Annotated in this window: 18 protein-coding genes and 1 pseudogene; 10 read left to right on the top strand and 9 right to left on the bottom strand. The window is 70.3% G+C overall.

Annotation, left to right across the window (positions count from 1 at the left end; translation table 11 throughout):
* Positions 1-2: 2 nt before the first annotated feature.
* The 5 genes from OHB13_RS07765 to OHB13_RS07745 form a co-directional block, all read right to left on the bottom strand.
* Positions 3-1865 carry a branched-chain amino acid ABC transporter permease gene (locus OHB13_RS07765; RefSeq protein ID WP_328376471.1) on the bottom strand — a complete coding sequence of 621 codons (1863 nt, stop codon included), beginning with the start codon at positions 1863-1865 and terminating at the stop codon, positions 3-5.
* Positions 1866-1870: 5 nt separating this feature from the next.
* Positions 1871-2803, bottom strand: a complete 933-nt coding sequence (locus tag OHB13_RS07760; RefSeq protein WP_266858047.1) for a branched-chain amino acid ABC transporter permease — start codon at positions 2801-2803, stop codon at positions 1871-1873.
* A 104-nt stretch (positions 2804-2907) separates the two neighbouring features.
* Complete coding sequence (locus OHB13_RS07755) at positions 2908-4137, bottom strand: branched-chain amino acid ABC transporter substrate-binding protein (RefSeq protein ID WP_266858049.1); 1230 nt, start codon at positions 4135-4137, stop codon at positions 2908-2910.
* A gap of 503 nt (positions 4138-4640) precedes the next feature.
* Entirely contained in the window at positions 4641-5114 is a 474-nt protein-coding gene (locus OHB13_RS07750; protein ID WP_266858050.1) for a PaaI family thioesterase, read from the bottom strand.
* Positions 5115-5204: 90 nt separating this feature from the next.
* Positions 5205-7484, bottom strand: coding sequence for an FdhF/YdeP family oxidoreductase (locus tag OHB13_RS07745; protein WP_328376468.1), 2280 nt, complete (start codon positions 7482-7484; stop codon positions 5205-5207).
* 123 nt (positions 7485-7607) lie between these two features.
* On the opposite strand from OHB13_RS07745, the gene polA reads away from it, so the two are divergent.
* The 4 genes and pseudogenes from polA to OHB13_RS07725 all read left to right on the top strand — a co-directional run bounded on the left by polA (position 7608) and on the right by OHB13_RS07725 (position 13142).
* The gene (gene polA / locus OHB13_RS07740) at positions 7608-10319 is read left to right on the top strand and encodes a DNA polymerase I (RefSeq protein ID WP_328376467.1); all 2712 of its coding nucleotides are present in this window, start codon (positions 7608-7610) and stop codon (positions 10317-10319) included.
* Between the two features lie 185 nt (positions 10320-10504).
* Positions 10505-11599 (top strand): annotated as a pseudogene (locus OHB13_RS07735) (lytic transglycosylase domain-containing protein); the annotation flags it as partial.
* Between the two features lie 333 nt (positions 11600-11932).
* Positions 11933-12073 carry an SPW_0924 family protein gene (locus tag OHB13_RS07730; protein WP_266858054.1) on the top strand — a complete coding sequence of 47 codons (141 nt, stop codon included), beginning with the start codon at positions 11933-11935 and terminating at the stop codon, positions 12071-12073.
* 70 nt (positions 12074-12143) lie between these two features.
* Positions 12144-13142, top strand: coding sequence for a DUF3068 domain-containing protein (locus OHB13_RS07725; protein ID WP_266858055.1), 999 nt, complete (start codon positions 12144-12146; stop codon positions 13140-13142).
* 97 nt (positions 13143-13239) lie between these two features.
* Here OHB13_RS07725 and OHB13_RS07720 read toward each other — a convergent pair whose 3' ends face one another.
* Positions 13240-15873 carry an ATP-dependent RNA helicase gene (locus OHB13_RS07720; protein WP_328376464.1) on the bottom strand — a complete coding sequence of 878 codons (2634 nt, stop codon included), beginning with the start codon at positions 15871-15873 and terminating at the stop codon, positions 13240-13242.
* A gap of 4 nt (positions 15874-15877) precedes the next feature.
* Positions 15878-16717 carry a class I SAM-dependent methyltransferase gene (locus tag OHB13_RS07715; protein WP_266858059.1) on the bottom strand — a complete coding sequence of 280 codons (840 nt, stop codon included), beginning with the start codon at positions 16715-16717 and terminating at the stop codon, positions 15878-15880.
* A 408-nt stretch (positions 16718-17125) separates the two neighbouring features.
* On the opposite strand from OHB13_RS07715, the gene rpsA reads away from it, so the two are divergent.
* From rpsA to OHB13_RS07690, 5 genes are all read left to right on the top strand, one after another.
* Positions 17126-18640, top strand: coding sequence for a 30S ribosomal protein S1 (rpsA, locus tag OHB13_RS07710; RefSeq protein ID WP_266858061.1), 1515 nt, complete (start codon positions 17126-17128; stop codon positions 18638-18640).
* A 167-nt stretch (positions 18641-18807) separates the two neighbouring features.
* Positions 18808-19746 carry a PAC2 family protein gene (locus tag OHB13_RS07705; RefSeq protein ID WP_266858063.1) on the top strand — a complete coding sequence of 313 codons (939 nt, stop codon included), beginning with the start codon at positions 18808-18810 and terminating at the stop codon, positions 19744-19746.
* Between the two features lie 45 nt (positions 19747-19791).
* Entirely contained in the window at positions 19792-20391 is a 600-nt protein-coding gene (coaE, locus tag OHB13_RS07700) for a dephospho-CoA kinase (protein WP_266858065.1), read from the top strand.
* Positions 20392-20491: 100 nt separating this feature from the next.
* Entirely contained in the window at positions 20492-20860 is a 369-nt protein-coding gene (locus OHB13_RS07695; RefSeq protein WP_164267220.1) for a tetratricopeptide repeat protein, read from the top strand.
* A 58-nt stretch (positions 20861-20918) separates the two neighbouring features.
* Positions 20919-21620, top strand: coding sequence for a class I SAM-dependent methyltransferase (locus tag OHB13_RS07690; RefSeq protein WP_328376460.1), 702 nt, complete (start codon positions 20919-20921; stop codon positions 21618-21620).
* Positions 21621-21739: 119 nt separating this feature from the next.
* On the opposite strand, the gene OHB13_RS07685 is transcribed toward OHB13_RS07690, so the two are convergent.
* Positions 21740-22075: a hypothetical protein gene (locus OHB13_RS07685; protein WP_266858070.1), complete on the bottom strand. Its 336-nt coding sequence runs from the start codon at positions 22073-22075 to the stop codon at positions 21740-21742.
* A gap of 97 nt (positions 22076-22172) precedes the next feature.
* A complete protein-coding gene (locus OHB13_RS07680) occupies positions 22173-22571 on the bottom strand; it encodes a RidA family protein (protein ID WP_328376457.1) in 399 nt (132 codons plus the stop codon).
* A 152-nt stretch (positions 22572-22723) separates the two neighbouring features.
* Between OHB13_RS07680 and OHB13_RS07675 the strand changes: the two genes are divergently transcribed.
* Entirely contained in the window at positions 22724-24232 is a 1509-nt protein-coding gene (locus tag OHB13_RS07675) for a carboxylesterase/lipase family protein (protein WP_443062933.1), read from the top strand.
* Positions 24233-24308 lie beyond the last annotated feature (76 nt).

Here is a 24308-nt window from a genome sequence, read left to right as displayed (position 1 = left end):
CCTCACGCCCCTGCCTTGCCTGCGGGGACGGTTTCGTCGCCGGTTGTGCGTTGTTCCGGCAGGTCGGGTGCGCTGTCCTCGTGGAATTCGAGCTGGTGCCGCCGGTTGGCGATGACGCCTTCGGGGCGGAAGCGCATCAGCAGGACGAGTGCGATGCCGAAGGCGAGCAGTTCGTACTGCTTGAGGAAGCCGAGCTTCTCCGGGATGAGGTAGAGGAAGGTGGCACCGAGGATCGGGCCGCCGACCGTTCCCATGCCGCCGAGTACCACTGCGGCCAGCAGGAAGGCCGAGTTGGGCGGGGCGGCTCCGGCGAACTGGTACGGGGCGGGGGTGACGCTGTAGGTCACGTGCGCGCTGACCGTTCCGGCGAGGCCCGCGAGGGTGGCGCCGAGTGCGAAGGCGATGAGCTTGACCCGGAAGCCGTTGATGCCCATGGCGGTGGCCGCTGTCTCGTCCTCGCGGATGGCGATCCAGGAGCGCCCGATACGGGAGTCGGCCGCGCGGTTGAAGACCAGGACGACGAGTCCGGTGATCACCAGCATGAGCAGGAAGTAGTTGGCGAACCGGCCGAGGGTGAAGCCCGCGATGTTGTGGGAGGCACCGAGGTTGAACCCGAAGAGTTCGAGGTCCGGGATGGAGGGGATGCCGTTGGGGCCGTTGGTGATGTCGGGGCCCGACGAGCCGTCCAGGCTGTTCACGGCGATGCGGAAGATCTCTCCGAAGCCCAGGGTGACGATCGCGAGGTAGTCGCCGCGCAGTCGCAGGGTGGGTGCGCCGATGAGGACGCCGAAGATCAGGGAGGCTGCCATTCCGGTCAGGGCGGCTGCCCAGAACGGGAATTGGACGCCGGAGAAGGTGGAGAACTCGGATCCGGAGACCAGTGCCGCCGCGTAGGCGCCGACGCCGAGGAAGGCGACGTAGCCGAGGTCGAGGAGTCCGGTGAGGCCGACGACGATGTTGAGGCCGAGGGCGACGGTTCCGAAGATGAGGATGTTCACGCCGAGGTTGGCGTTGTGGTCCTCGCTCTGGGTGAACGGGAAGATCGCCGCTGCGAGGAACGCCATGGAGGTGGCGAATCCTTTGTGCCGGGCGTTGAGTTCGGAGAAGCGGTCGGTGAGTCCGGCGCCGAAGAGCGCCCAGGCGTTGAAGACGACGAGCAGGACGAACGCGATGAAGACTTCCGGCTGTTCGTCGGGGACGCCGATGCCGTAGGTGAAGACGATGAGGCCGAGCACGGTGGCGGCGGTGATGACCACGCGCTGTCCCCAGGCCGGGAGCGCCTGGGCTGCGGGGATCGGGTCGGCCTTGGCGAAGTAGGACTTCGCGGTGGTGCCGGGCCTGGGCAGCGCGAGTGTGCCGACGAGGGCGACTGCGGCGCCCACGGCGGCGATCCAGCCGCCCGGGTCGAGGTTGACGAGCCCGCCGAGTTCGAAGGCGATGGCGAGGACGACGTACCAGACGACGGCGAACGCGGCGAGCGCCGCGAGGAAGACCGGGGCGGTCGCGCCGCTGGGGTTGAGCCAGCGCAGTCCGCGTACGCGAGCGTGGCTGAGGACGAAGAGGAGGGTGACGACGCCGCCGATGACCGCGAGGAACTGGAGTCCTGAGGGGTTCCCGGAGTAGGTCAGGTCGTCGGCGAAGTCGGACTCCCAGGTCCAGGAGAGGAAGGCGCTCACGATGGTGATGACGGCGCCGGCCATGGTGAGTACGCGGGCGGCGACCAGCGGGAGCGGGATGAGCGGCGAGGCACCGGAGGGGGTGGCGGCACTGGTGGTGGGCTCGTTGGCCGGGTTGGTGCCGGTGGTGCCGGTGGTGCCGGTGGTCTCGGCGTTCGCGTCGGGCTCGTTGTTCTGGGTGGGTTCCATGTCCGTCACGCCCTGTCCGCGACGCGTTCGCCCAGTAGACCTTGTGGTCGTAGGAGCAGTACGAGAATCAGCAGCACGAAGGCCCAGACCGCCGACCATGCCTGGCCGCCGAGCTGATGCATACCGGGAACCTGGTCGATGTACGCGGTGGCCATGACTTCGGCGACACCGAGGACGAGACCGCCGAGCATGGCGCCGTAGATGTTGCCGATGCCGCCGAGCACGGCCGCGGTGAAGGCTTTGAGGCCGGCCTGGAAGCCCATGCTGTAGTCGACGTTGCCGATCTTGAAGCCGTACGCGATGCCGGCGACGGCGGCGAAGAGGCCGCCGATGGCGAACGCGATGACGATGATCCGGTTGGTGTCGATGCCCATGAGCTGGGCGGTGTCGGGGTCCTGGGCGGTGGCCTGCATGGCGCGGCCGGTGCGGGAGGTCCGGGTGAAGACGGCGAGAGCGGCCATGCAGAGGGGGGCCGCGATGATCAGGAAGAGGTCGCCGCTCTGGATGTCGATGGAGCCGAGGTGGTACGGGCCGCCGGGCAGTGGCGGGAAGACGCGGGCGTTCTCCGCGCCGGGGTACCAGTTGAAGACTGCCTGCTGGAGTGCGAGGGAGAGGCCGATCGCGGTGATGAGCGGTGCGAGTCGTGGCGCGCCGCGCAGGGGCCGGTAGGCGAAGCGTTCCGCTCCGACGGCGACGAGTACGGCGACGATGGCGCCGCCCACCAGCATGGCCGGCAGGGCTATCCACATCGAAGTGCCGTCAGGCAGTACGTACATGTAGACCGTCAGCGCGCCGAAGCCGCCGGTCATGAATATCTCGCCGTGGGCGAAGTTGATGAGCTGGACGATGCCGTACACCATCGTGTATCCGATGGCGATCAGCCCGTACATCGAGCCGAGGAACAGCCCGTTGGCCAGCTGTTGCGGCAGGGAGTTCACCGCATGGCCTCCATGTGGGTGGGGTGTGAGCTACGGGGAGACTGCGGGCCGCGCGGTGACTGGTGGTCGTGGCCGCGCGGCCCTGTGCACTGCGGTGTTCCTGGTCAGCCGGCCGGCGTGTAGATGCCGCTCTTGACGGCCTTCCAGGCGCCGTTCTTGACCTGGTAGACGGTGAGCTGCTTGTTGGTGGTGTCGCCGTACTGGTCGAAGGAGACGTGGCCTGCGATGCCGTCGAAGTCCGTCTTCTGGACGGCGTTGACGATCTGCTGGCGGGCGTCGGACGGGACCTTGCCGTCCTTCACCACGGCGCCGACGGCCTTGATGATGGCGGTGGCGGCGTCGTAGGAGTATCCGCCGTAAGTCCCGTAGTCACCGGTGTACTTGGCGGCCTTGTACTTCGCGATGAAGTCCTTGGCGGCGGGGAGGGACTCGACGGGGACGCCGACGGAGGTGGCGAGGTCGCCCTCGGCCGCCTTGCCCGCGGTCTTGATGTAGGTGGGTGAGAACATGCCGTCGCCGCCCATGAGCGGGATGTGGGCGCCGGCGTCCTTGAGCTGCTTGGTGATGATCTGGGACTCGTCGTACTGGCCGCCGTAGTAGAGGATGTCGGCGCCGGAGTTCTTGATCTTGGTGACGAGGGTGGAGAAGTCCTTGTCCCCGGTGTTGACGTGGTCCTGGCCGGCAAGCTTGCCGCCCGCCTTCAGGAAGTTGGCCTTGAAGAGCTTGGCGAGACCGGCGCCGTAGGTCTGCTTGTCGTCGACGACGAAGACCTTCTTCTTCTTGAGCGTCTGCCCGGCGTACTGCGCGGCGAAGCCGCCCTGGAGGGCGTCCGTGGTCGCGGTGCGGAAGTACGTCTTGTACGGGCGGACCTTCTTGGTCTGCCAGTTCTTGCCCTGGGTGAGCTCGGGGGCGGTGTTCGCCGGCGATATCTCGACCAGGTTGGCGGTGGCGAAGACCTGCTGCATGGTCTGTGCGACACCGGAGTTGAGCGGTCCGACGACGCCCAGGACGTTGTTGTCCGCGACCAGCGCGGAGGCGTTCTGCTGGCCGGTCGGCGGCAGGGCCTTGTCGTCGAGCGCCTTGATGCTGAACTTCACGCCGGGCACGGTGTTGTTCTTGTTCGCGTCATCGATGGCGACCTTGACGCCGCCCTGGATGCCGAGGCCGGTGGCGGAGTTCGCTCCGGTGAGCGGCGCGTCGACGCCGATGACGACCTCGGTCTTGCCGCCGCTGCTGCCCTTGCTGTCCTTGTTGTCGCGCGATCCACAAGCGGTGAGTGTGAGTGCGCCTGTGGTCAGCACGGTGGTGAGTATGAGCAACGAACGCTGTCGCACGATGAATCCTCTCCCTGGCGCCGCCGCCTCTGCTGAGGCGCCGTAGGTCTCGCCGGGCCGTACTGGATTGGTGCAGGGCCGTGCTGCAGACGCGCCCGGCGGCGCGGTGACTGGGCGTGACTCTAAGCGCAGGTGACGGAAGTGCGGACCATCGAAGGTCAGGATGTGACTGTCTTGTTATGACCGGAGCGGCGAACGGTAGGCGCACTGCGGACAGTTGGGAGAAATGCGGTCACCATGTATCTGCCCGGGATGTGAGAACGTGCAGTTCCGCTAAGGGGCTTGAGGCAATCATGGTGCTGTCGGCGGGTGCGCGGTGCAGGTGTCGCAAAGCCGCCGCCGGGCGGGCCGGCGGCGGGGTGCGGGGGCACCGCGGAATCTCTCATTCATTGCGGTTTTGTTACGCAGCGTGACATGGAAGTGTGACGGCCGGTGTTCTGCGTGACGGATACGGCCGCTGGGGCGTGTCCGCGACGTCGCCCGGTCGCGGAGAGCGGGTGGGGTCAGCCCGCGGAGCCGTCGGGGGCGGCGTCGCGCAGAAGGCAGGTGAGCCGGGCCGTGCAGACCCGCTTGTCCTGTTCGTCGGTGATGACGATCTCGTACGTCGCGGTGGACCGGCCGCGGTGGACCGGGGTGGCCACCCCGGTGACCAGCCCGCTGCGGGCGCCGCGGTGATGCGTGCAGTTGAGGTCGACGCCGACGGCGAGTTTGGAGGGGCCGCCGTGCAGCATCGAGCCGACGGAGCCGAGGGTCTCGGCGAGTACGGCGGACGCGCCGCCGTGCAGCAGGCCGTACGGCTGGGTGTTGCCCTCGACCGGCATGGTGCCGACGACGCGGTCGGCGGCGGCCTCGATGATCCGGACGCCCATCCGCTCGCCGAGATGGCCTGCGGAGAACAGCGCGGGCAGGTCGACGCCGAGCTCGGCGTACTCGTCGATGACCTCTTGAGGGAACTTCACGGTGGTCTGCTCGCCCATGGTGGTCCGGCTCCGATCGTCGTGGCGGCTGCTGCGCCGGCTTCCGGCAGCGGACCGCTGGCGGGCCCGCCCGGTGGCTTAAGCGAACGCTTAGGCCGTGGCGGATTGTTCCAGACGGACCACCAGGGACTTGCTCGTGGGGGTGTTGCTGACGTCGGCGGTCGCGTCCAGCGGGACCAGGACGTTCGTCTCCGGGTAGTACGCGGCGGCGCAGCCTCGGGTGGTCGGGTAGTGCACCACCCGGAAGCCGGGGGCGCGCCGCTCGACGCCGTCCTTCCACTCGCTGACCAGGTCGGCGTACGAGCCCTCGGCGAAGCCGAGCTCGCGGGCGTCGTCCGGGTTGACCAGGACGATGCGGCGGCCGCCCTTGATGCCGCGGTAGCGGTCGTCGAGGCCGTAGATCGTGGTGTTGTACTGGTCGTGCGAGCGCATGGTCTGCAGCAGCAGCCGCCCCTCGGGGAGCTCCGGGTGCTCGACGGGCGCTGCGGTGAAGTTCGCCTTGCCGGTGGCCGTGGGGAAGCGGCGCTCGTCACGCGGGGCGTGCGGGAGGGCGAAGCCGCCGGGTGCGGCGATGCGGGTGTTGAAGTCCTCGAAGCCCGGCACGACGCGCGAGATCCGGTCCCGGATCGTGGCGTAGTCCTTCTCGAACTCCTCCCAGCCGATGGCGGATTCGGCACCGAGGACCGCGCGCGCCATCCGGGCGACGATGGCCGGCTCGGAGAGGAGCCGCGAGCCCGCGGGGGCGAGGTTGCCCCGCGAGGCATGGACGAGGCCCATGGAGTCCTCGACGGTGACGAACTGCTTCCCGCCCGCCTGGACGTCCTTGTCGGTGCGCCCGAGGGTGGGGAGGATCAGGGCGCGGCTGCCGGTGACGGCGTGCGAGCGGTTCAGCTTGGTCGACACGTGCACGGTGAGGGAGGCGCGGCGCATGGCTGCCTCGGTGACGTCGGTGTCGGGCGTCGCACCCACGAAGTTCCCGCCCATGGCGAAGAAGACCTTGGCCTTGCCGTCGCGCAGCGCCTCGATGGCGCGGACGACGTCGAAGCCGTGGTGGCGGGGCGAGGTGATCCCGAATTCCTTGTCCAGGGCGTCGAGGAACGCGGGATCGGGCCGCTCGAAGATGCCCATCGTGCGGTCGCCCTGGACGTTGGAGTGCCCGCGTACCGGGCAGACACCGGCGCCGGTGCGGCCGATGTTCCCGCGCAGCAGCAGGAAGTTGACCACTTCGCGGATGGTCGGCACCGAGTGCTTGTGCTGGGTCAGGCCCATGGCCCAGCAGACGATGGTCCGCTTGGAGGCGAGGACCATCGCGAGGGCCTGCTCGATGTCCGTGCGGGAGAGGCCGGTGGCGGTGAGTGTCGCGTCCCAGTCGGCGGCGCGTGCGGCGGCTGCGAACTCCTCGTATCCGTGGGTGTGTTCGCGTATGAACAGCTCGTCGGTCGCGCCCTCGGTCTCGATGATCAGTTTGTTCAGGAGGCGGAAGAGCGCCTGGTCGCCGCCGATGCGGATCTGCAGGAAGAGGTCGGTGAGGGCCGCCCCCCTGAGCATGCCCTGCGGGGTCTGCGGGTTCTTGAAGCGCGCAAGGCCGGCCTCGGGCAGCGGGTTCACGGAGATGATCTTCGCGCCCGCGGCCTTGGCCTTCTCCAGCGCGGAGAGCATGCGCGGGTGGTTGGTGCCCGGGTTCTGCCCGGCGACGATGATCAGGTCCGCCTGGTGCATGTCGTCGAGGGAGACGCTGCCCTTGCCGATGCCGATCGTCTCCGAGAGCGCCGATCCGGACGACTCGTGGCACATGTTGGAGCAGTCGGGCAGGTTGTTCGTGCCGTAGGCGCGGGCGAAGAGCTGGAGCAGGAACGCGGCTTCGTTGCTGGTGCGGCCCGAGGTGTAGAAGAGCGCCTCGTCGGGGGAGTCCAGCGCCCGCAGCTCCTCGGCGATGACCTCGAAGGCACGCTCCCAGCTGACCGGCTCGTACCGGTCGCCGCCCTCCGGCAGGAGCATCGGCTCGGTGATCCGGCCCTGCTGTCCCAGCCAGTAGCCGCTGCGCGACGCGAGATCGGCGACGGGGTGCTCGGCGAAGAACGCGGGCGTGACCCGGCGCAGCGTCGCCTCCTCGGCGACGGCCTTGGCGCCGTTCTCGCAGAATTCCGCGGTGTGCCGTTTGTCGCCCTCGGGCCAGGCGCAGCCGGGGCAGTCGAAGCCGCCCTTCTGATTGACCTTGAGAAGGGTCCTCGCGGTCCGCACCACGCCCATCTGCTGCTGGGCGATCTGCAGGGTGTGGCCGATGGCGGGCAGCCCGGCGGCGGCATGATGCGGGGCCGTGACCTGCGGCGCGTCCTGAACCGGGTCACCTGTGGGCGGCTTGGCAGCCATGGCGCTCTCCTTCGAGCGGGCGGATCGGCGTACAGCCCCGATCCTGTCACGCGCCACTGACAGCCGTTCCGGTGAGGTGTGCGGAGGTCTGGATTGTCAGTGCTCCGTGGCAGGATCGGACCCGTGGCAAAGACAGCATCGAAGCAGACCGCAGACACCCGCCCCCGCCTGCTCCTCATGGACGGGCACTCTCTGGCGTACCGGGCGTTCTTCGCGCTGCCCGCGGAGAACTTCACGACCGCGAGCGGTCAGACGACGAATGCCGTCTACGGCTTCGCGTCGATGCTGGCGAACACGCTGCGTGATGAGGCGCCCACCCACTTCGCGGTGGCTTTCGACGTCTCCCGCAAGACCTGGCGCGCGGACGAGTTCCCCGAGTACAAGGCGAACCGCTCCAAGACCCCCGACGAGTTCAAGGGCCAGGTCGAGCTGATCGGCGAAGTGCTGGACACGATGCGGGTGGACCGCTTCGCGATCGAGGGCTTCGAGGCGGACGACGTCATCGCGACGCTCGCCACCCAGGCCGAGGCGGCCGGCTTCGAGGTACTGATCGTCACCGGTGACCGGGACTCCTTCCAGCTGATCAGCGACCACGTCACCGTGCTGTACCCGACCAAGGGCGTCTCCGAGCTCACCCGCTTCACACCGGAGAAGGTCGAGGAGAAGTACGGCCTGACCCCGCAGCAGTACCCGGACTTCGCGGCGCTGCGCGGCGACCCGTCGGACAACCTTCCGGGTATCCCCGGCGTCGGCGAGAAGACGGCCGCGAAGTGGATCAACCAGTTCGGTTCGTTCGCCGAGCTGGTGGAGCGTGCCGACGAGGTCAAGGGCAAGGCCGGGCAGAATTTCCGCGATCACCTGGATGCGGTGCGGCTCAACCGCCGGCTCACCGAGATGGTCCGCGATGTCGAGCTGCCGAAGGGCCCGGCGGACCTGGAGCGCGCCGCGTACGACCGGGAGGCGTTCGCGCACGTGCTGGATGTGCTGGAGATCCGGAACCCGAGCCTGCGCGAGCGGCTGCTGGCCGTCGACCCGGGTGCGGCGGACGAAGCGGACCAGGCTCCGGCCGCCGGAGTCGAGCTGGACGGCTCCGTGCTGGCCTCCGGGGAGCTGGCACCCTGGCTGGCCGAGCACGGCGGGCAGCCGCTCGGCATGGCCACCGTCGAGAGCTGGGCGCTGGGCACCGGCAGTGTCCGCGAGATCGCGCTCGCCGCGGCGGACGGGCCCGCCGCCTGGTTCGACACCACCCAGCTGGACGAGGCCGACGAGCAGGCCTTCGCCGCCTGGATCGCGGACCCGGAGAGCCCGAAGGTCATGCACAACGCGAAGAACGCGATGCGGGTCTTCCCCGAGCACGGCTGGAGCGTCGAGGGCGTCGCGATGGACACCGCGCTCGCCGCCTATCTGGTGAAGCCCGGCCGGCGCTCCTTCGCGTTGGAGCCACTGGCCGTGGAGTACCTGGGCCGGGAGCTCGCCCCGGCGGCCTCCGCCGACGGCCAGCTCGCCTTCGGTACGGATGAGCAGGCCGAGGCCGAGTCCCTGATGACCCAGGCCCGCGCGGTGCTCGACCTCGGCGACGCGTTCGGCGAGCGGCTCCAGGAGGTCGGCGCCACCGGACTGCTGCACGATGTGGAGCTGCCGACGTCGATCCTGCTGGCCCGGCTGGAACGGCACGGCATCGCCGCCGACCGCGCCCATCTGGAGGGAATGGAGCAGCAGTTCGCCGGTGCGGTGCAGCAGGCCGTGAAGGAGGCGCATGCGGCGGTCGGGCACGAGTTCAACCTCGGCTCGCCCAAGCAGCTGCAGGAGGTCTTCTTCACCGAGCTCGGTCTGCCCAAGACGAAGAAGACCAAGACCGGGTACACGACGGACGCGGACGCGCTGGCCTGGCTGGCCGCGCAGACCGAGCACGACCTGCCGGTGATCATGCTGCGCCACCGGGAGCAGGCCAAGCTGCGGGTGACCGTCGAGGGCCTGATCAAGATGGTGGCCGCGGACGGCCGGATCCACACCACTTTCAACCAGACGGTGGCGGCGACGGGCCGGCTGTCGTCCACCGACCCCAACCTGCAGAACATCCCGGTGCGTACGGACGAGGGCCGGGCCATCCGCCGCGGCTTCGTCGTCGGCGAGGGGTACGAATCGCTGATGACCGCCGACTACAGCCAGATCGAACTGCGGGTGATGGCGCATCTGTCGGAGGACGCCGGGCTGATCGAGGCGTTCACCTCGGGCGAGGACCTGCACACCACGGTCGCCTCACAGGTGTTCGGGGTGGAGAAGTCCGCCGTCGACCCGGAGATGCGGCGCAAGATCAAGGCGATGTCGTACGGACTCGCCTACGGGCTCTCGGCGTTCGGCCTCTCCCAGCAGCTGAACATCGAGGCCGGCGAGGCGCGCGGGCTGATGGACACCTTCTTCGAGCGGTTCGGCGGGGTGCGGGACTATCTGCAGCGCGTCGTCGAGGAGGCCCGCGCCACCGGGTACACCCAGACGATGCTGGGCCGCCGCCGCTATCTGCCCGATCTCAACAGCGACAACCGCCAGCGCCGTGAGATGGCCGAGCGGATGGCGCTCAACGCCCCCATCCAGGGCACCGCGGCGGACATCGTCAAGGTCGCGATGCTGAAGGTGGACCGGGCACTGACCGGGGCCGGGCTGGCCTCGCGGATGCTGCTCCAGGTGCACGACGAAATCGTGCTGGAGATCGCCTCCGGCGAGCGCAAGCAGGTGGAGGAGATCCTCCGCAGGGAGATGGCGGCCGCGGCACAACTGCGGGCCCCGCTCGATGTGTCGGTGGGTGTCGGCGCGGACTGGGAGTCGGCCGCACACTGACCCCGGCCCGGCCCGGGGTGCGGGCTCCGGGCTGCGCACCGCGGCAGGAAGACGCCCGGCGGCCCGGAGCTGAAGAAACGGTGAAAAGCGATCAGTGGCCGGTGTTGCGAGGGCGGTAGTTGTCGTAATGTCACCGGAGTCCCGCGCTGGGGGGCGCGATCAGTCGACGGGGAGGAACCACACCTATGGCACCGCACTTCAGCAGCCGGTTGCGCAAGGGGGCGACGGCGACCACGGTGGCCGCGCTGGCGGTGGCGGCGATGACCGCTTCGCAGGCGCCGGACGCCATGGGCAGCCAGTCCCCGGACAACAGCAGGCAGGCCGCTGACGCGACGCCACCGTCCGGTACCCCGGTGAGCGGCGACTCCCCGTACTTCACCGACCTTCCCCCGCTGAACACCCCCGCCAAGCCGGCAACTCCCGTCACCACTCCGGCCGGAGCTGACGCGGCGGGCATACCGGCTTCGGTGCTGGCCGCCTATCGGAAGGCGGAGCAGACCGTCGCGGGCACCGACCCCGGCTGCCATCTGCCGTGGGAGCTGCTCGCGGCGATCGGCAAGGTCGAGTCGGGCCAGGCGCGCGGCGGGCGGGTGGACTCCGGGGGCACCACACTCAGCCCGATCCTCGGCCCCGTGCTCAACGGCGCGGGCTTCGCCAACATCTCCGACACCGACAACGGGAAGTACGACGGCGACACGACGCACGACCGCGCGGTCGGCCCGATGCAGTTCATCCCGTCCACCTGGGCCACCTGGGGTCAGGACGGGAACGGCGACGGCAAGAAGGACCCCAACAACGTCTTCGACGCGTCGCTCGCCACCGGCCGCTACCTCTGCGCCGACGGCCGCGACGTCTCCGGGCAGCACGATCTCGACCAGGCGATCCTGGGCTACAACCACTCGCAGGAGTATCTGAGTACGGTCCTGTCCTGGTTCGAGTTCTACAAGAAGGGCACCCACGACGTCCCGGACGGCACCGGCGTGCTGCCCGCCGGTACCGGACCCGACGGCCAGGGGTACGGCGGAGGAGACCACGGCGACGCACCCCGTGCGGGCGACAGTCCCTCCCGTCCCGGCTCGACGCCGTCCCCGTTCCCGTCCAAGGCGCCCAGGCCCAGCCCCAAGCCGACGAAGACCGGCGCCGGGACGATCGCACCTGCGCCGGGCCCCAGCAAGAGCGGCAAGCCCTCGGCATCCCCGAGCCCTTCGGGCAGCCCGAGCGGTTCGCCCTCGCCGAGCGGCTCCGGCTGCCCGACCCCCTCGCCGTCGCCGTCGGACAGCGCGAGCCCGAGCCCCTCGCCGTCCCCCTCCGGCTCGGCCAGTCCCTCACCGTCGCCCACGCCGTCCCCGTCCGGCAGCGCGAGCGGTTCGCCGTCGCCGTCCCCGAGCAGGAGCGGCAGCCCGGCTCCCTGCGCCACCGGCTGACCCAGGTCCGTCCAGCCGTCCGAGTCACCGAGCCCGGCCGTGCACCGAAACCGGTGTGCGGCCGGGCTCCGTCGTGCCCGCCCGCATCCGGCCCGGACAACAGGTCGGCGCAACGTGTTCTCATCTCGCCGCCGCATTGCTACGGTGCCCCATCCCTGACGATGCATCAGATCCCGTAGGAGGCCGTGCATGCGCGCCCTCGTAGCCGCCGCCATCGGGCTGGCCGTGGCCTTCGCCCTCGTCCTCACGATCACGGCGGTCGGTTCACCCACCGGCAAGACCTCGCCCAAACCGTTGCTCACCACCGTCCCCGGCCCCAAGAGCCAGTAAGGCCGAGAGCCAGGCACCAAGAGCCGGGCCCAAGAGTCAGTAGGCCCCAAGACCCAGTAGGAGGACGGCCATGCGCCGTAAAGCCAGTCTGGTGCTGCTCGCCTTCGCGGTCTTCTGCGCCGCCATGTCCCCGCTGATGCGCTGGTACGCCTTCCCCCGGCTGGCGAAGATCCCGGCCAACCAGTACCAGGAGGAAGTCCTGCAGGCGAAGCCCGCGACCCTCCTCGACTACGGCACCATGCAGGCCAAGAAGGTCCCCGAGGTCACCATCGTGCAGACGCTCCGGGGCAATGTCGCGGAATCCAACCGCATCGAGCAGAGCGCCGGACGTGATGTCGTCGTCTGGGACTCGCTGTCCTATGTCGCCGGACCCGACGGCAAGATGGTCTCCGAGATCCCCGAGCGGTACATCTTCGACGCGCACACCCAGGCACCGGTCCACGCGACCGGCGAGATGGTCGACGGCGACCCGGTCAGCCGGACGGGCATCGAGTTCAAGTGGCCGTTCCTCACCCAGAAGCGCGACTACGAGTACTTCGACGCCCAGACCCACACCTCGGCCCCCATCCACTACCGGGGCACGGTGAAGTTCCACGGCCTCGACGTGTACTACTTCGAGGAGACCATCCCCTGGACCAAGGTGTCGATGCCGAAGAAGATGCCGGTCAAGGGCATCACCCCGGAGTCCGTCGCGAAGACCGGCACCACCCGCTGGTACTCCACCAAGCGGATGTTCTGGGTGGACCCCGTCACCGGTGCCCCCGTCAACGGCGAGGAGATCCACAAGGAAGAGCTGCGCGGCGGCACCCTGCTGGGCGGCCGGGCCAAGGTCACCGCGTTCGCCGGGGACGTGAAGATGCGCCCGGACTACGTCAACTACACAGTCAACCTGGTCAAGTCGAACCGGCTGCTCGTGCTGCTGCTTACCTCGTACCTGCCCTGGGGCTTCCTGGGCCTCGGCATCTGCCTGCTCGCGCTGGCGCTCTGGCTGGAGGCGCGCAGCCGCCGGCCGGGGGAGCCCGACCGGCCGGACGCCCGGCTGCCCGACCCGGAACCGGTCATCGTCTGATCCGTAACACCACGAGAACACCATGAGGTCGTGAGCGCTGAACCGGCGGCAGCCCGGCCGGAGGCGGGCCGGAGCGCGGTCTGCTTCCGGTTCTGGCCTACCCCCGGTTCTGGCGGGCCTTCGTGTACCGCGTCGGCGCCGCATCCGAAGGGTCCTCCGGCCATGGGTGCCGGGGATAGCGCCCGCGCAGTTCCGCCCGCACCGACCGGTAGCCCTCCCGCCAGAACGACGCCAGATCGGCCGTCACGGCGGCGGGACGCCCGGCCGGAGAGAGCAGATGGACCAGGACCGGCACCCCCGCTACCGCAGGCGTCTCGGCGAGGCCGAACATCTCCTGGAGCTTCACCGCGAGCACCGGCTGCGGGCCGCCGTAGTCCAGCCGGATCCGGGACCCGCTCGGCACCTCGTACCGCTCGGGCGCCAGCTCGTCCAGCCGCGCCGCCTCGCCGGTCGCCCAGGGCAGCAGCCTGCCGAGCGCCTGCCCGGCCTCGGTCCGTGCCAGGTCGCTCCGCCGCCGCGCCCTGGACAGTTCGGGCTCCAGCCACTCGTCGGTCCGCGCCAGCAGCGCCTCGTCCGACACGTCCGGCCAGCCGCCGCCCACCTCCCGGTGCAGAAAGGCGAGGCGCTGCCGCAACTCCCGTGCGTGCGGGGTCCAGCGCAGCAGCCCGAGCCCCTCGCGCCGCAGCCCGTCGAGCAGTGCTTCCCGTACGAGGGCGGGCGGCGGGCTCTTCAGCGGCCGTACCGCCAGCTCGACCGCGCCCAGCCGTTCCACACGCCGGGCCAGTACCTCACCGTCCGCCCAGCGGACCTCGTCGGCGGTGCTGAGCAGATGCCCCGCCGCAAGCCGTGCGGTGTCCTCGTCGACGACGGCGGCCAGCCGTACCCGCGCCGACGCGGCGGTCGCCGGACGGTCGGCCACCGCGACCGCGATCCACGGCGCACTGCGCAGCCGCGACCCGGCCGCCGTCTCCGCCCCGGTCCCCGACACCATCAGGAACGCGCCCTCACCCCTGGCCCGTGCCACCCGCTCGGGGAAGGCGAGGGCGGCCACCAGACCCGCCACCACGTCGTCGCTGTCATGACCGCTGCCACCGTCATGGCCGCCGTCACGGGCTCCGTCCCGCGCGCCCCGTCCCGTACGACCGCTGCCACCGCCATGACGGCTGTCACCGGCTGCTCCGTCCCGCGCGCCCCGTCCTGTCCGTGCGCCGTCCACCCCCGACGCCAGCCTGCGGACCTCCTGGCGCCAGCGGCCCGCATAGCCGTCGCCCCCCGCGCGTGCGGCGCGCCAGGCGGCGGTGAGATCGTCCCCGTAATCCCGGGGCGGCTCCTCGCTGAGCAGCGCCACCACCTCCGCCGCCCGGCGTGCGCCGACTTCGCGTGCACCGTCGAGGAGCGCCCGCGCGAGCCGGGGGTGCAGCCCGAGCCGTGCCATCCGTACGCCCCGGCCGGTGGCCCGGCCGTCCCCGTCCACCGCGCCGATCGCGGCCAGCACCTCGCGCGCCGCGCCCATCGCCCCGGCGGGCGGCGGGTCGAGCAGGGCGAGGCCCCCGGCCGACGGATCGCCCCAGCAGGCCGCCTGGAGGGCGAACGCGGCCAGATCGGCGACCTTGATCTCGGGCGAGGGGAAGCGGGTGAGCCGGGTGTCCTCGGCCTCCGTCCAGCAGCGGTAGACGGTGCCCGGCGCCTCCCGGCCCGCCCGTCCCGCGCGCTGCCGGGACGCGGCCTGCGAGACCCGTACGGTCGTGAGCGCGCTCAGCCCGCGCGCATGGTCGGTGCGCGGCTCGCGTGCCAGCCCGGCGTCCACCACCACCCGTACCCCCGGCACGGTCAGCGACGACTCGGCCACCGACGTCGCGAGCACCACCCGGCGGCCGGCCGATCCCGCGAGCACGGCGTCCTGCACGGCGGCGGGCGCACGCCCGTGCACCTGGAGCACCTCCACGCCGAGATCCGACAACGGCCCGGTCAACTGCCCCGCCACCCTGGTGATTTCACCGACCCCCGGCAGGAAGCAGAGCACATCGCCGGTCCGCTCGGCCAGCGCCCTCCGGACGACCGAGGCGACATGCGTGAGCAGGGCGGGATCCACCCGCATTCCGTGCGGCGGCCGCACGGGCCCGGCGGGCGGCGCCCACACCGTCTCCACCGGGTGGGACACGCCGTGCGCCTCCACCACGGGGGCGTCGCCGAGCAGCCGCGCCCACCCCTCGGCGTCGGTCGTCGCGGACGCCGCCAGCAGACGCAGCTCAGGGCGGAGCGCGGCCCGCACATCGAGGAGGAAGGCAGCGACGGTGTCCGCGTCGAGGTGGCGTTCGTGGCATTCGTCGAGCATGACCACGTCCACCCCGGCCAGCTCCTGGTCGCGCTGGAGCCGCTGGAGCAGAACGCCGGTGGTGACGACCTCCACCACGGTGTCCGGTCCCACGGTCCGCTCGCCGCGCACGGTGAATCCGACCCGCCCGCCGACCTGCTCGCCCAGCAGCCACGCCATCCGCCGCGCGGCGGCCCGTGCGGCGATCCGGCGCGGCTCGGCGACGATCACCTTCCGCACCGGGCCGTTCCCGGCCGCACCACCGACGAGCCCCGCCAGCACCAGCGGCACCAGCGTGGTCTTGCCGGTGCCGGGCGGCGCGCACAGCACGGCGGCGCCGTGCGCGTCGAGGGCCCGTTCAAGGGCGGGCACGGCGGTACGGACGGGAAGCACGTCGAGCGCGCCGGTACGGATCACCCGGTCAGTCTCGTACGTCGTCCCGTACGCAGACGAAAATCGCCGAGCCCGGAATGAGCTTCCCCCGCAGCGGGGACCAGCCGCCCCACTCCGACGTGTTCCACTCAGGCCACTGCGGCTCGACCAGATCAGCCAGCCGGAACCCGCCCGCCAGCACGTCCCGCACCCGGTCACCGAGGGTGCGGTGGTGCTCGACGTACACCGCGTTCCCCCGCTCGTCCTGCTCGACGTACGGGGTGCGGTCGAAGTAGGAGGACGTGACCGTCAGGCCCTCGGGGCCCGGCTCGTCGGGGAAGGCCCAGCGGATCGGGTGGGTGACCGAGAAGACCCAGCGCCCGCCGGGCCGCAGCACCCGGTGCACCTCGCGGAACACCTTCACCGGGTCCGCGACGAAGGGCACGGCGCCGTAAGCGGAACAGGCCAGGTCGAAGGAGCCGTCGCGGAACGGCAGGACCGAGGCGTCCGCCGCCACCAGCGGGACCTCGGCCACGCCGGGCCGGTTCTCACCGATCCGCAGCGCGTGCTGGAGCTGCCGGTGGGAGACGTCGAGGGCCACCGGGCGTGCGCCCTGGGCGGCCAGCCAGCGCGAGCACTGGGCGGCCCCGGCGCCGATCTCCAGGACGTCGAGTCCCTTCAGTCCCTCGGCCGGGCCCAGCAGCTCGGCCTCCACCTCGTCGAGGCCCTCGGGCCCCCAGACGAAGCGGTCGTCGCCCAGGAAGGAGCCGTGCTCGGTCTGGTACTCGTCGGCGTTGCGGTCCCACCAGCCCCGGTTGGCCCGGCTGCTCTCGGTGTCCCCGGCGTCACGGCGTGTCGCCTCGGGCTCGTTCTCGTACTCTTCGCTCATCGTGCCAGTCTGTATCGTCGGTTCCGGTGGCAGTCGTCGCGGTGGTCGTGACGGCACCGGAGGAAACGGCGCCGGGCCGGTGTCGGGGCCGATGTGGCCTCGTACAACAGAAGTTGTGCCGGGATTGGTGCGATCCGCCCTGGGTGTGCGCCTTCGCGCATTGACCGTGTCCGGCCGTCCCCGTATGCTACAAGTTGCGCTGCGAGCCTGCGCTCCTCAGACCTAGCAGGCTGCGCTTGCATCTGTTGCATGTCCCCTCGGTTATCGAGGCGCCACCGATGTGTTCGGCAACGAACACGGAATACCGGATCGGCGCTTCCTGGGCTGTCCGGCGTCTGCAGAGGCGATACGGGCTCCCGGCGTAGCAGTACCTACGACTTCAATGTCCGTACCGGAGCCCTTTCCCACATGACGAGCAGCACCGAGACCACCGCCACCACGCCGCAGGTTGCGGTCAACGACATCGGCGACGCGGACGCGTTCCTCGCGGCGATCGACGAGACGATCAAGTACTTCAACGATGGCGACATCGTTGACGGCGTCATCGTCAAGGTTGACCGGGACGAGGTTCTCCTCGACATCGGTTACAAGACCGAAGGCGTCATTCCGAGCCGCGAGCTCTCGATCAAGCACGACGTCGACCCCAATGAGGTCGTCAAGGTCGGCGACGAGATCGAGGCCCTGGTTCTCCAGAAGGAGGACAAGGAAGGCCGCCTGATCCTCTCGAAGAAGCGCGCTCAGTACGAGCGTGCCTGGGGCACCATCGAGAAGATCAAGGAAGAAGACGGGATCGTCACCGGCACCGTCATCGAGGTCGTCAAGGGTGGTCTCATCCTCGACATCGGCCTCCGTGGCTTCCTGCCGGCCTCCCTGGTCGAGATGCGTCGTGTCCGCGACCTCCAGCCCTACGTGGGCAAGGAGCTTGAGGCCAAGATCATCGAGCTGGACAAGAACCGCAACAACGTGGTCCTGTCCCGCCGTGCCTGGCTTGAGCAGACCCAGTCCGAGGTGCGCCAGACGTTCCTCACGACCCTGCAGAAGGGTCAGGTCCGCTCCGGCGTCGTCTCCTCGATCGTCAACTTCGGTGCCTTCGTGGACCTGGGTGGCGTCGACGGTCTCGTGCACGTCTCCGAGCTCTCCTGGAAGCACATCGACCACCCCTCCGAGGTTGTCGAGGTCGGCCAGGAAGTCACCGTCGAGGTTCTCGACGTGGACATGGACCGCGAGCGTGTCTCCCTGTCGCTCAAGGCGACGCAGGAAGACCCGTGGCAGCAGTTCGCCCGTACGCACCAGATCGGTCAGGTCGTCCCGGGCAAGGTCACGAAGCTCGTTCCGTTCGGTGCGTTCGTGCGCGTCGACGAGGGCATCGAGGGCCTGGTCCACATCTCCGAGCTGGCCGAGCGCCACGTGGAGATCCCGGAGCAGGTCGTCCAGGTCAACGACGAGATCTTCGTCAAGGTCATCGACATCGACCTTGAGCGCCGCCGCATCAGCCTCTCGCTGAAGCAGGCCAACGAGTCCTTCGGCTCGGACCCGGCCTCGGTCGAGTTCGACCCGACGCTGTACGGCATGGCCGCGTCGTACGACGACCAGGGGAACTACATCTACCCCGAGGGCTTCGACCCCGAGACCAACGACTGGCTTGAGGGCTTCGACACCCAGCGCGAGGCCTGGGAAGGCCAGTACGCCGAGGCGCAGGCGCGCTTCGAGCAGCACCAGGCCCAGGTCATCAAGTCCCGCGAGGCCGACGAGGCCGCTGCTGCCGAGGGTGCTGCCGCTCCGGCCGCGACCAGCGGTGGCAACGCCGGTGCGGGTGCATCGGGCGGTTCGTACTCCTCGGAGTCGGACGACAACTCCGGCGCCCTGGCGTCGGACGAGGCCCTGGCCGCCCTGCGCGAGAAGCTGGCCGGTGGCCAGAGCTGACGCTCAGGTCCCAGCTGGTGAATAGCTGAAGTCGAGGCCCGCTCCCTCCGGGGGGCGGGCCTCGCTCATGTCCTGGGGCAGGTGGTTGCCTGTGAAGACGTGGCTGCGGGGAATGCGCGGGCCGTACGGGACGTTCTCCCCGGTGAACACGAGGAGGAGCGGTAATCGTGCTTGATCCGCAAGATTTGTACGCATGGGAGCCGAAGGGCCTGGCAGTCGTCGATGTGGCGCTCGCGCAGGAGTCGGCCGGACTTGTCATGCTCTATCACTTCGACGGGTACATCGACGCGGGCGAGACCGGCGACCAGATCGTCGAGGGTCTGCTGGACACGCTGCCCCACCAGGTGGTTGCCAGTTTCGACCACGACCGGCTCGTGGACTACCGCGCACGCCGCCCCCTGCTGACCTTCAAGCGCGACCAGTGGACGGACTACGAGACCCCGACGCTCGACGTGCGCCTGGTCCAGGACGCCACGGGCGCGCCCTTCCTGCTGCTCTCGGGCCCCGAGCCCGATGTCGAGTGGGAGCGGTTCGCGGCCGCGGTCGAGCAGATCGTCGACCGGCTCGGCGTCCGTATCTCGGTGAACTTCCACGGAATCCCGATGGGCGTCCCGCACACCCGCCCGGTCGGGATCACCCCGCACGGCAACCGCACGGACCTGATGCCCGGCCACAAGTCGCCGTTCGAAGAGGCGCAGGTGCCCGGCAGCGCGGAGTCGCTGGTGGAGTTCCGGCTCGCGCAGTCGGGGCACGACGTGCTCGGTGTCGCCGCCCATGTGCCGCACTACGTCGCCCGGTCCTCGTATCCGGATGCGGCGCTGACTGCCCTTGAGGCCGTCACCGCGGCGACCGGTCTCGTACTGCCGAGCGTCGCGCACGCCCTGCGTACCGAGGCGCAGCGCACCCAGGACGAGATCGAGCGCCAGATCGGTGAGGGCGACGAGGAACTGACCGCCCTGGTCCAGGGACTTGAGCACCAGTACGACGCGCTGGCCGGATCGGAGACCCGGGGCAATCTGGTCGCCGAGGCGGTCGAACTGCCGTCGGCGGACGAGATCGGCCGCGAATTCGAACGGTTCCTCGCGGAGCGGGAGGGCGACGTCTGAGGCCCCGGCGGAAGGCAACGGCGTACAGGGCCTAGGCTCCTGGCCATGCTGAAAGTGGGATTGACCGGTGGAATCGGCGCCGGCAAGAGCGAAGTGTCCCGGCTGTTTGTCAGTTACGGAGCGGTGCTGATCGACGCCGACCGGATCGCCCGTGAGGTGGTCGAACCGGGAACTCCGGGTCTTGCGGCCGTGGTCGAGGCGTTCGGCGAGTCCGTTCTCGCCGGGGACGGCAGCCTGGACCGGCCCGCGCTCGGCGCGATCGTCTTTGCCGACCCGGACCGCCTGGCGACGCTCAACTCGATCGTCCACCCGCTCGTCGGAGCCCGCTCCGCCGAGCTGGAGGGCCTGGCGCAGGCGGATTCGGTCGTCATCCACGACGTACCGCTGCTGACCGAGAACGGCCTCGCCCCGCTCTACGACCTGGTGGTCGTGGTGGACGCGGCGCCGGAAACGCAGCTGGACCGGCTGGTACGGCTGCGCGGAATGCAGGAGTCCGAGGCACGTGCCCGGATGGCCGCCCAGGCCACCAGGGAGCAGCGCCGCGAGATCGCCGACATCCTGATCGACAATGACGGCCCGCTGGACGCCCTGGAACCGCAGGTGCGCTCGGTCTGGGAGCGGCTGACGGAGCGGGCCGGGGGCTGACCGCCCCACCGGCCTGTCCCACCGGACCGGCAGTGGTCAGGGCAGCCACAGCCACAGCAACCACAGCAGCCTCAGCTACGACGGAGAAAGGCCAGCACCGATGTCCCACAGCAACCCCGAGACCCACGTCATCGACTACCGCGCGGCCGAACAGCTGCTGGACGCCCGTGATCCGCGTGGTGCCGTGAAGCTGCTGGACGAGGTCATCGCGGCTCACCCGGAGAACACCGCGGCACGCCTGCTGCGCGCCAGGGCGTTCTTCGCCGCCGCGCAACTCCGTCCGGCCGAGCTGGAGTTCCAGCTGGTCCTGGAGCGTGAGCCGGACAACGCCTTCGCGCACTTCGCCCTGGCCCGCACCTTCGAGCGGGCCGGCCGCCCCGAACAGGCCAGGCGTCACTTCAGGCTGGCCGCTGCGCTCGACCCGCAGCCCGAGTATCTGCGGGCCGCGCGGTTCGACTCCGAGGACTGACCCGGGAGTTCGGGACGGCGGCGGGAACGACGGCCGGGGCACGTTCGTTCTGTACGGCATGAGCGTCAGGATGCGCGAGGGGTACGAAGGCACGGGGCCGGGAGCGAGGACGCCCGACGGGTGTTCCGTCGAGCTGTACAAGCGGCTGCCGGTCGGAGACGAACCGGATGTCGTGGCCGCTGCGGTCCCGGCCGGAGCGAGCGTCCTCGAACTGGGCAGCGGGGCGGGCCGGGTCACCCGTCCGCTGGCCGAACGGGGCTTCACGATCACCGCGGTGGACGAGTCACCCGGAATGCTGGAACAGATCGCGGGCGTCGACGGCGTCCGCACGGTCTGCAGCCCGATCGAGAAGCTGGACACCGGCGAGACCTACGACGTGGTGCTGCTGGCGTCGTTTCTGGTGCACGCGGGAGACCCGCGGGTACGCGAGGGGCTGCTGCGCACCTGCCGGCGCCATGTGAAGGACGACGGCTGTGTGCTGGTGCAGCGCGAGGGCCTGGACTGGCACGCGGACGTTCCGAGGGAGCGGCGCAACAGCGCGGGCGGGATCGTGCGCATCAAGTCCGCGACCCCGGTCGGTGACGGCGTCGACGCGATGCTCTGCGAGTACGTCTACCCCGACGCGACCTGGACGCAGACCTTCCTGTCGCGTCCGCTGAGCCGCGAGGAGTTCGAGCGGCACCTGGGGGAGGCCGGGCTCGTCGTGGACAGATATCTGACGGACGACGGCACCTGGGTCCGGGCGCTGCCCGCACAGTGAACACCCGATGCCCGGGGTACGGGCGGCCGCCGGTGGCGAACACTGTGACCCGCGGAGCGCCCCTCTCGGTGGACCAGGGTGTCCCGGTGGGCCGGGGCGTATCAGTGGACCCCGGTGCCTCAGTGGACCAGGGTATAGCTGCGCCAGGCCACGAGCGGTGGTGTCACCGTGTTCGTCATCGTGGTCGCGTTGTACATCGACGGCTTTCCGGTGCAGCCGGCGCCCGGGTACAGCCACATGTCGATCAGGGTGTTGTTGGCGACGGCCGCGGCGCCCCCGCGCGGCAGCGGGTGGCAGCCGGTCACGGACGGATTCGAGACGGTGACGACCTTCGAATCCGGCGTGGTGTACGAGATCGTGCCGACCGCCGAGCGGTTGAGACCGGAACACCCGGCCACGGCGAACGGCAGGAGCACTGCGCCGGCGATGAAGCCGAGGCGCCGGTGATCGGACATGCGCGGTCCCGTCTGTACGGAGAGTCACTGGTGGGAGCCAGCCTGCCCGCTTCCGGACTCCTCGGCATCCGGTGCTGGGCCGCGCGGGGGACGGTGCTCAGTCCACGACGGCGGTCGCGGTGATCTCGACCAGCTGGCCCGTGTACCCGAGGCAGCTGACGCCCAGCAGGGTCGAGGTGTGCGGCCCCGAGCTGAGGCCCGAGGCCTGTACGGCCTGCCAGACGCCGGACAGGACTGCCGGAGTGTCGCCCACGACGTACACGGTGCTGGCGACGACCTGCGAGAGATCGCTCCCGATCGCCCGCAGCGCCTCGTCCAGATTGGCGAGGACCTGTCCGGTCTGCACCACCGGATCTCCGGGACCGACCAGCTCTCCCGTCGCGTCGAGCGGTACCGAACCTGCCATGAAGGCGAGCCGCTGCCCGGCTTCGACCACCGCCGCATGTGCGTAGCCGGGAGGTGGGAAGAGTGTCGGAACCGTGGTGTGCCGGGCCATCAGGACCGCCTTTCACCCGGCATGAGGAGCCGGGATCTTTACGGGAAGATCGCGGCACGGTATCAGGGGGGAGGCGCCCGGCGCCGCTCCTTTTCCGGCGCCGCTCCCTGCTCCGGCCGACTCCGCCGGGCGGGCCGCGCGCCGGTGAACGCATGTTTCCGATCGAGCCGTTGGGGCCCGAATTGAAGAGTGGAGATCTGAACCAGATGGAACCGGTGTGCATGACGCGGCAGGGTGCCGTCCGCGGTCGGATGGACGACGCAGGAGTGGCGTCCTTCCTCGGAATCCCTTACGCGGCGCCGCCGTTCGGACCGCGCCGGTTCCGTGCGCCGGCGCCGCCCGCACCGTGGCAGGGCGTACGGGAAGCCCATGCCCACGGTCCGACCGCGCCCAGAGCGCCGTACGCGCCCCCCTTCGACGCGCTCATCCCCGAGGAACTCGGCAAGGACGGCGAGGACTGCCTCAACCTCAGTGTCTGGACGCCCGAGCCGGGGCCCAACGGCGGGCTCCCGGTCATGGTGTGGCTGCACGGAGGGGCGTTCTCGAACGGCTCGGGGTCGGCTCCCGCCTACGACGGCAGGGCGTTCGCCCGCGACGGTGTGGTCTGCGTGACGGTCAACTACCGGCTGGGCACCGACGGCTTCCTGAGCCTGGAGGGCGCGCCCGACAACCGCGGGCTGCTCGACCAGATCGCGGCCCTGGAGTGGGTGCGCGAGAACATCGCGTCCTTCGGCGGCTCGCCGGACCGGGTCACGGTCTTCGGGGAGTCGGCCGGCGCGATGAGTATCGGTGTGCTGCTCGGGATGGAGCCGGCACGCGGGCTGTTCCGGCGGGCCGTTCTGCAGAGCGGGGGCGCACATCACTTCCTGCGCCCCCGCTCCGCCCAGCTGATCGCCGCACATCTCGCCGAGCGGCTCGGCGTCGCCGCGACCGCCGAGGAGTTCGCCGCCCTGCCGCTCGCGACGCTGCTCGGCGCACAGGCCGAGCTGCGCGCGGAGATCGGGCGCCGTCCCGATCCGGAGCTGTGGGGGGACGCCGCGTTCAATGCGATGCCCTTCGAGCCGGTCGCTCCCGGGCTCGCTCTCCCGGGCCCGGACTGCGGTGTCGAGCTGCTCGTCGGCAGCAACCGGGAGGAGAACCGCCTCTTCATGGTGCCGACCGGACGGATGGACACGATCACGGACGAGCGGTTGCGGCTGGCGGCGACGGCGTACGGCCTCGACCCGGACCGGGCCCTCGCCGTCTACCGCGCGGGCCGCGGGCAGGCGAGCGCGGGCGAACTGCTCGACGCGGTGGCGACCGACTGGTTCTACCGGATTCCCGCCCTCCGCCTGGCCGAGGCCGTGCCCGGTACGCATGTCTACGAATTCGCCTGGCGCTCACCGCAGTTCGACGGCGGACTCGGCGCCTGCCACGCGTCCGAGCTGGGCTTCGTCTTCGACAATCTGCGCGATCCCACCTATCTCCCGATGCTCGGGAGCCACCCGCCCCAGGCGCTGGCGGACACGGTGCACAGTGCCTGGGTGGCCTTCGCGGAGACCGGGGACCCGGGGTGGCCGTCGTACGGACCCGACCGCACCACGATGATCTTCGCCGACGAGTCCGGCCCCGTCGACGATCCACGCCCGGCGGAGCGGGCCCTGTGGGAAGGGGTGCGCTGAGCCGCTTCGGAGTTCGCCGAGAGGTTGCCCCCGCACCTGCCGCACGCCAGGGCCAGGCCGTCGGAATCCACTGTCG

The organism is Streptomyces sp. NBC_00440 (assembly GCF_036014215.1).
Classification (GTDB): domain Bacteria; phylum Actinomycetota; class Actinomycetes; order Streptomycetales; family Streptomycetaceae; genus Streptomyces.
This window is presented reverse-complemented; position numbering and strand designations above follow the sequence as displayed.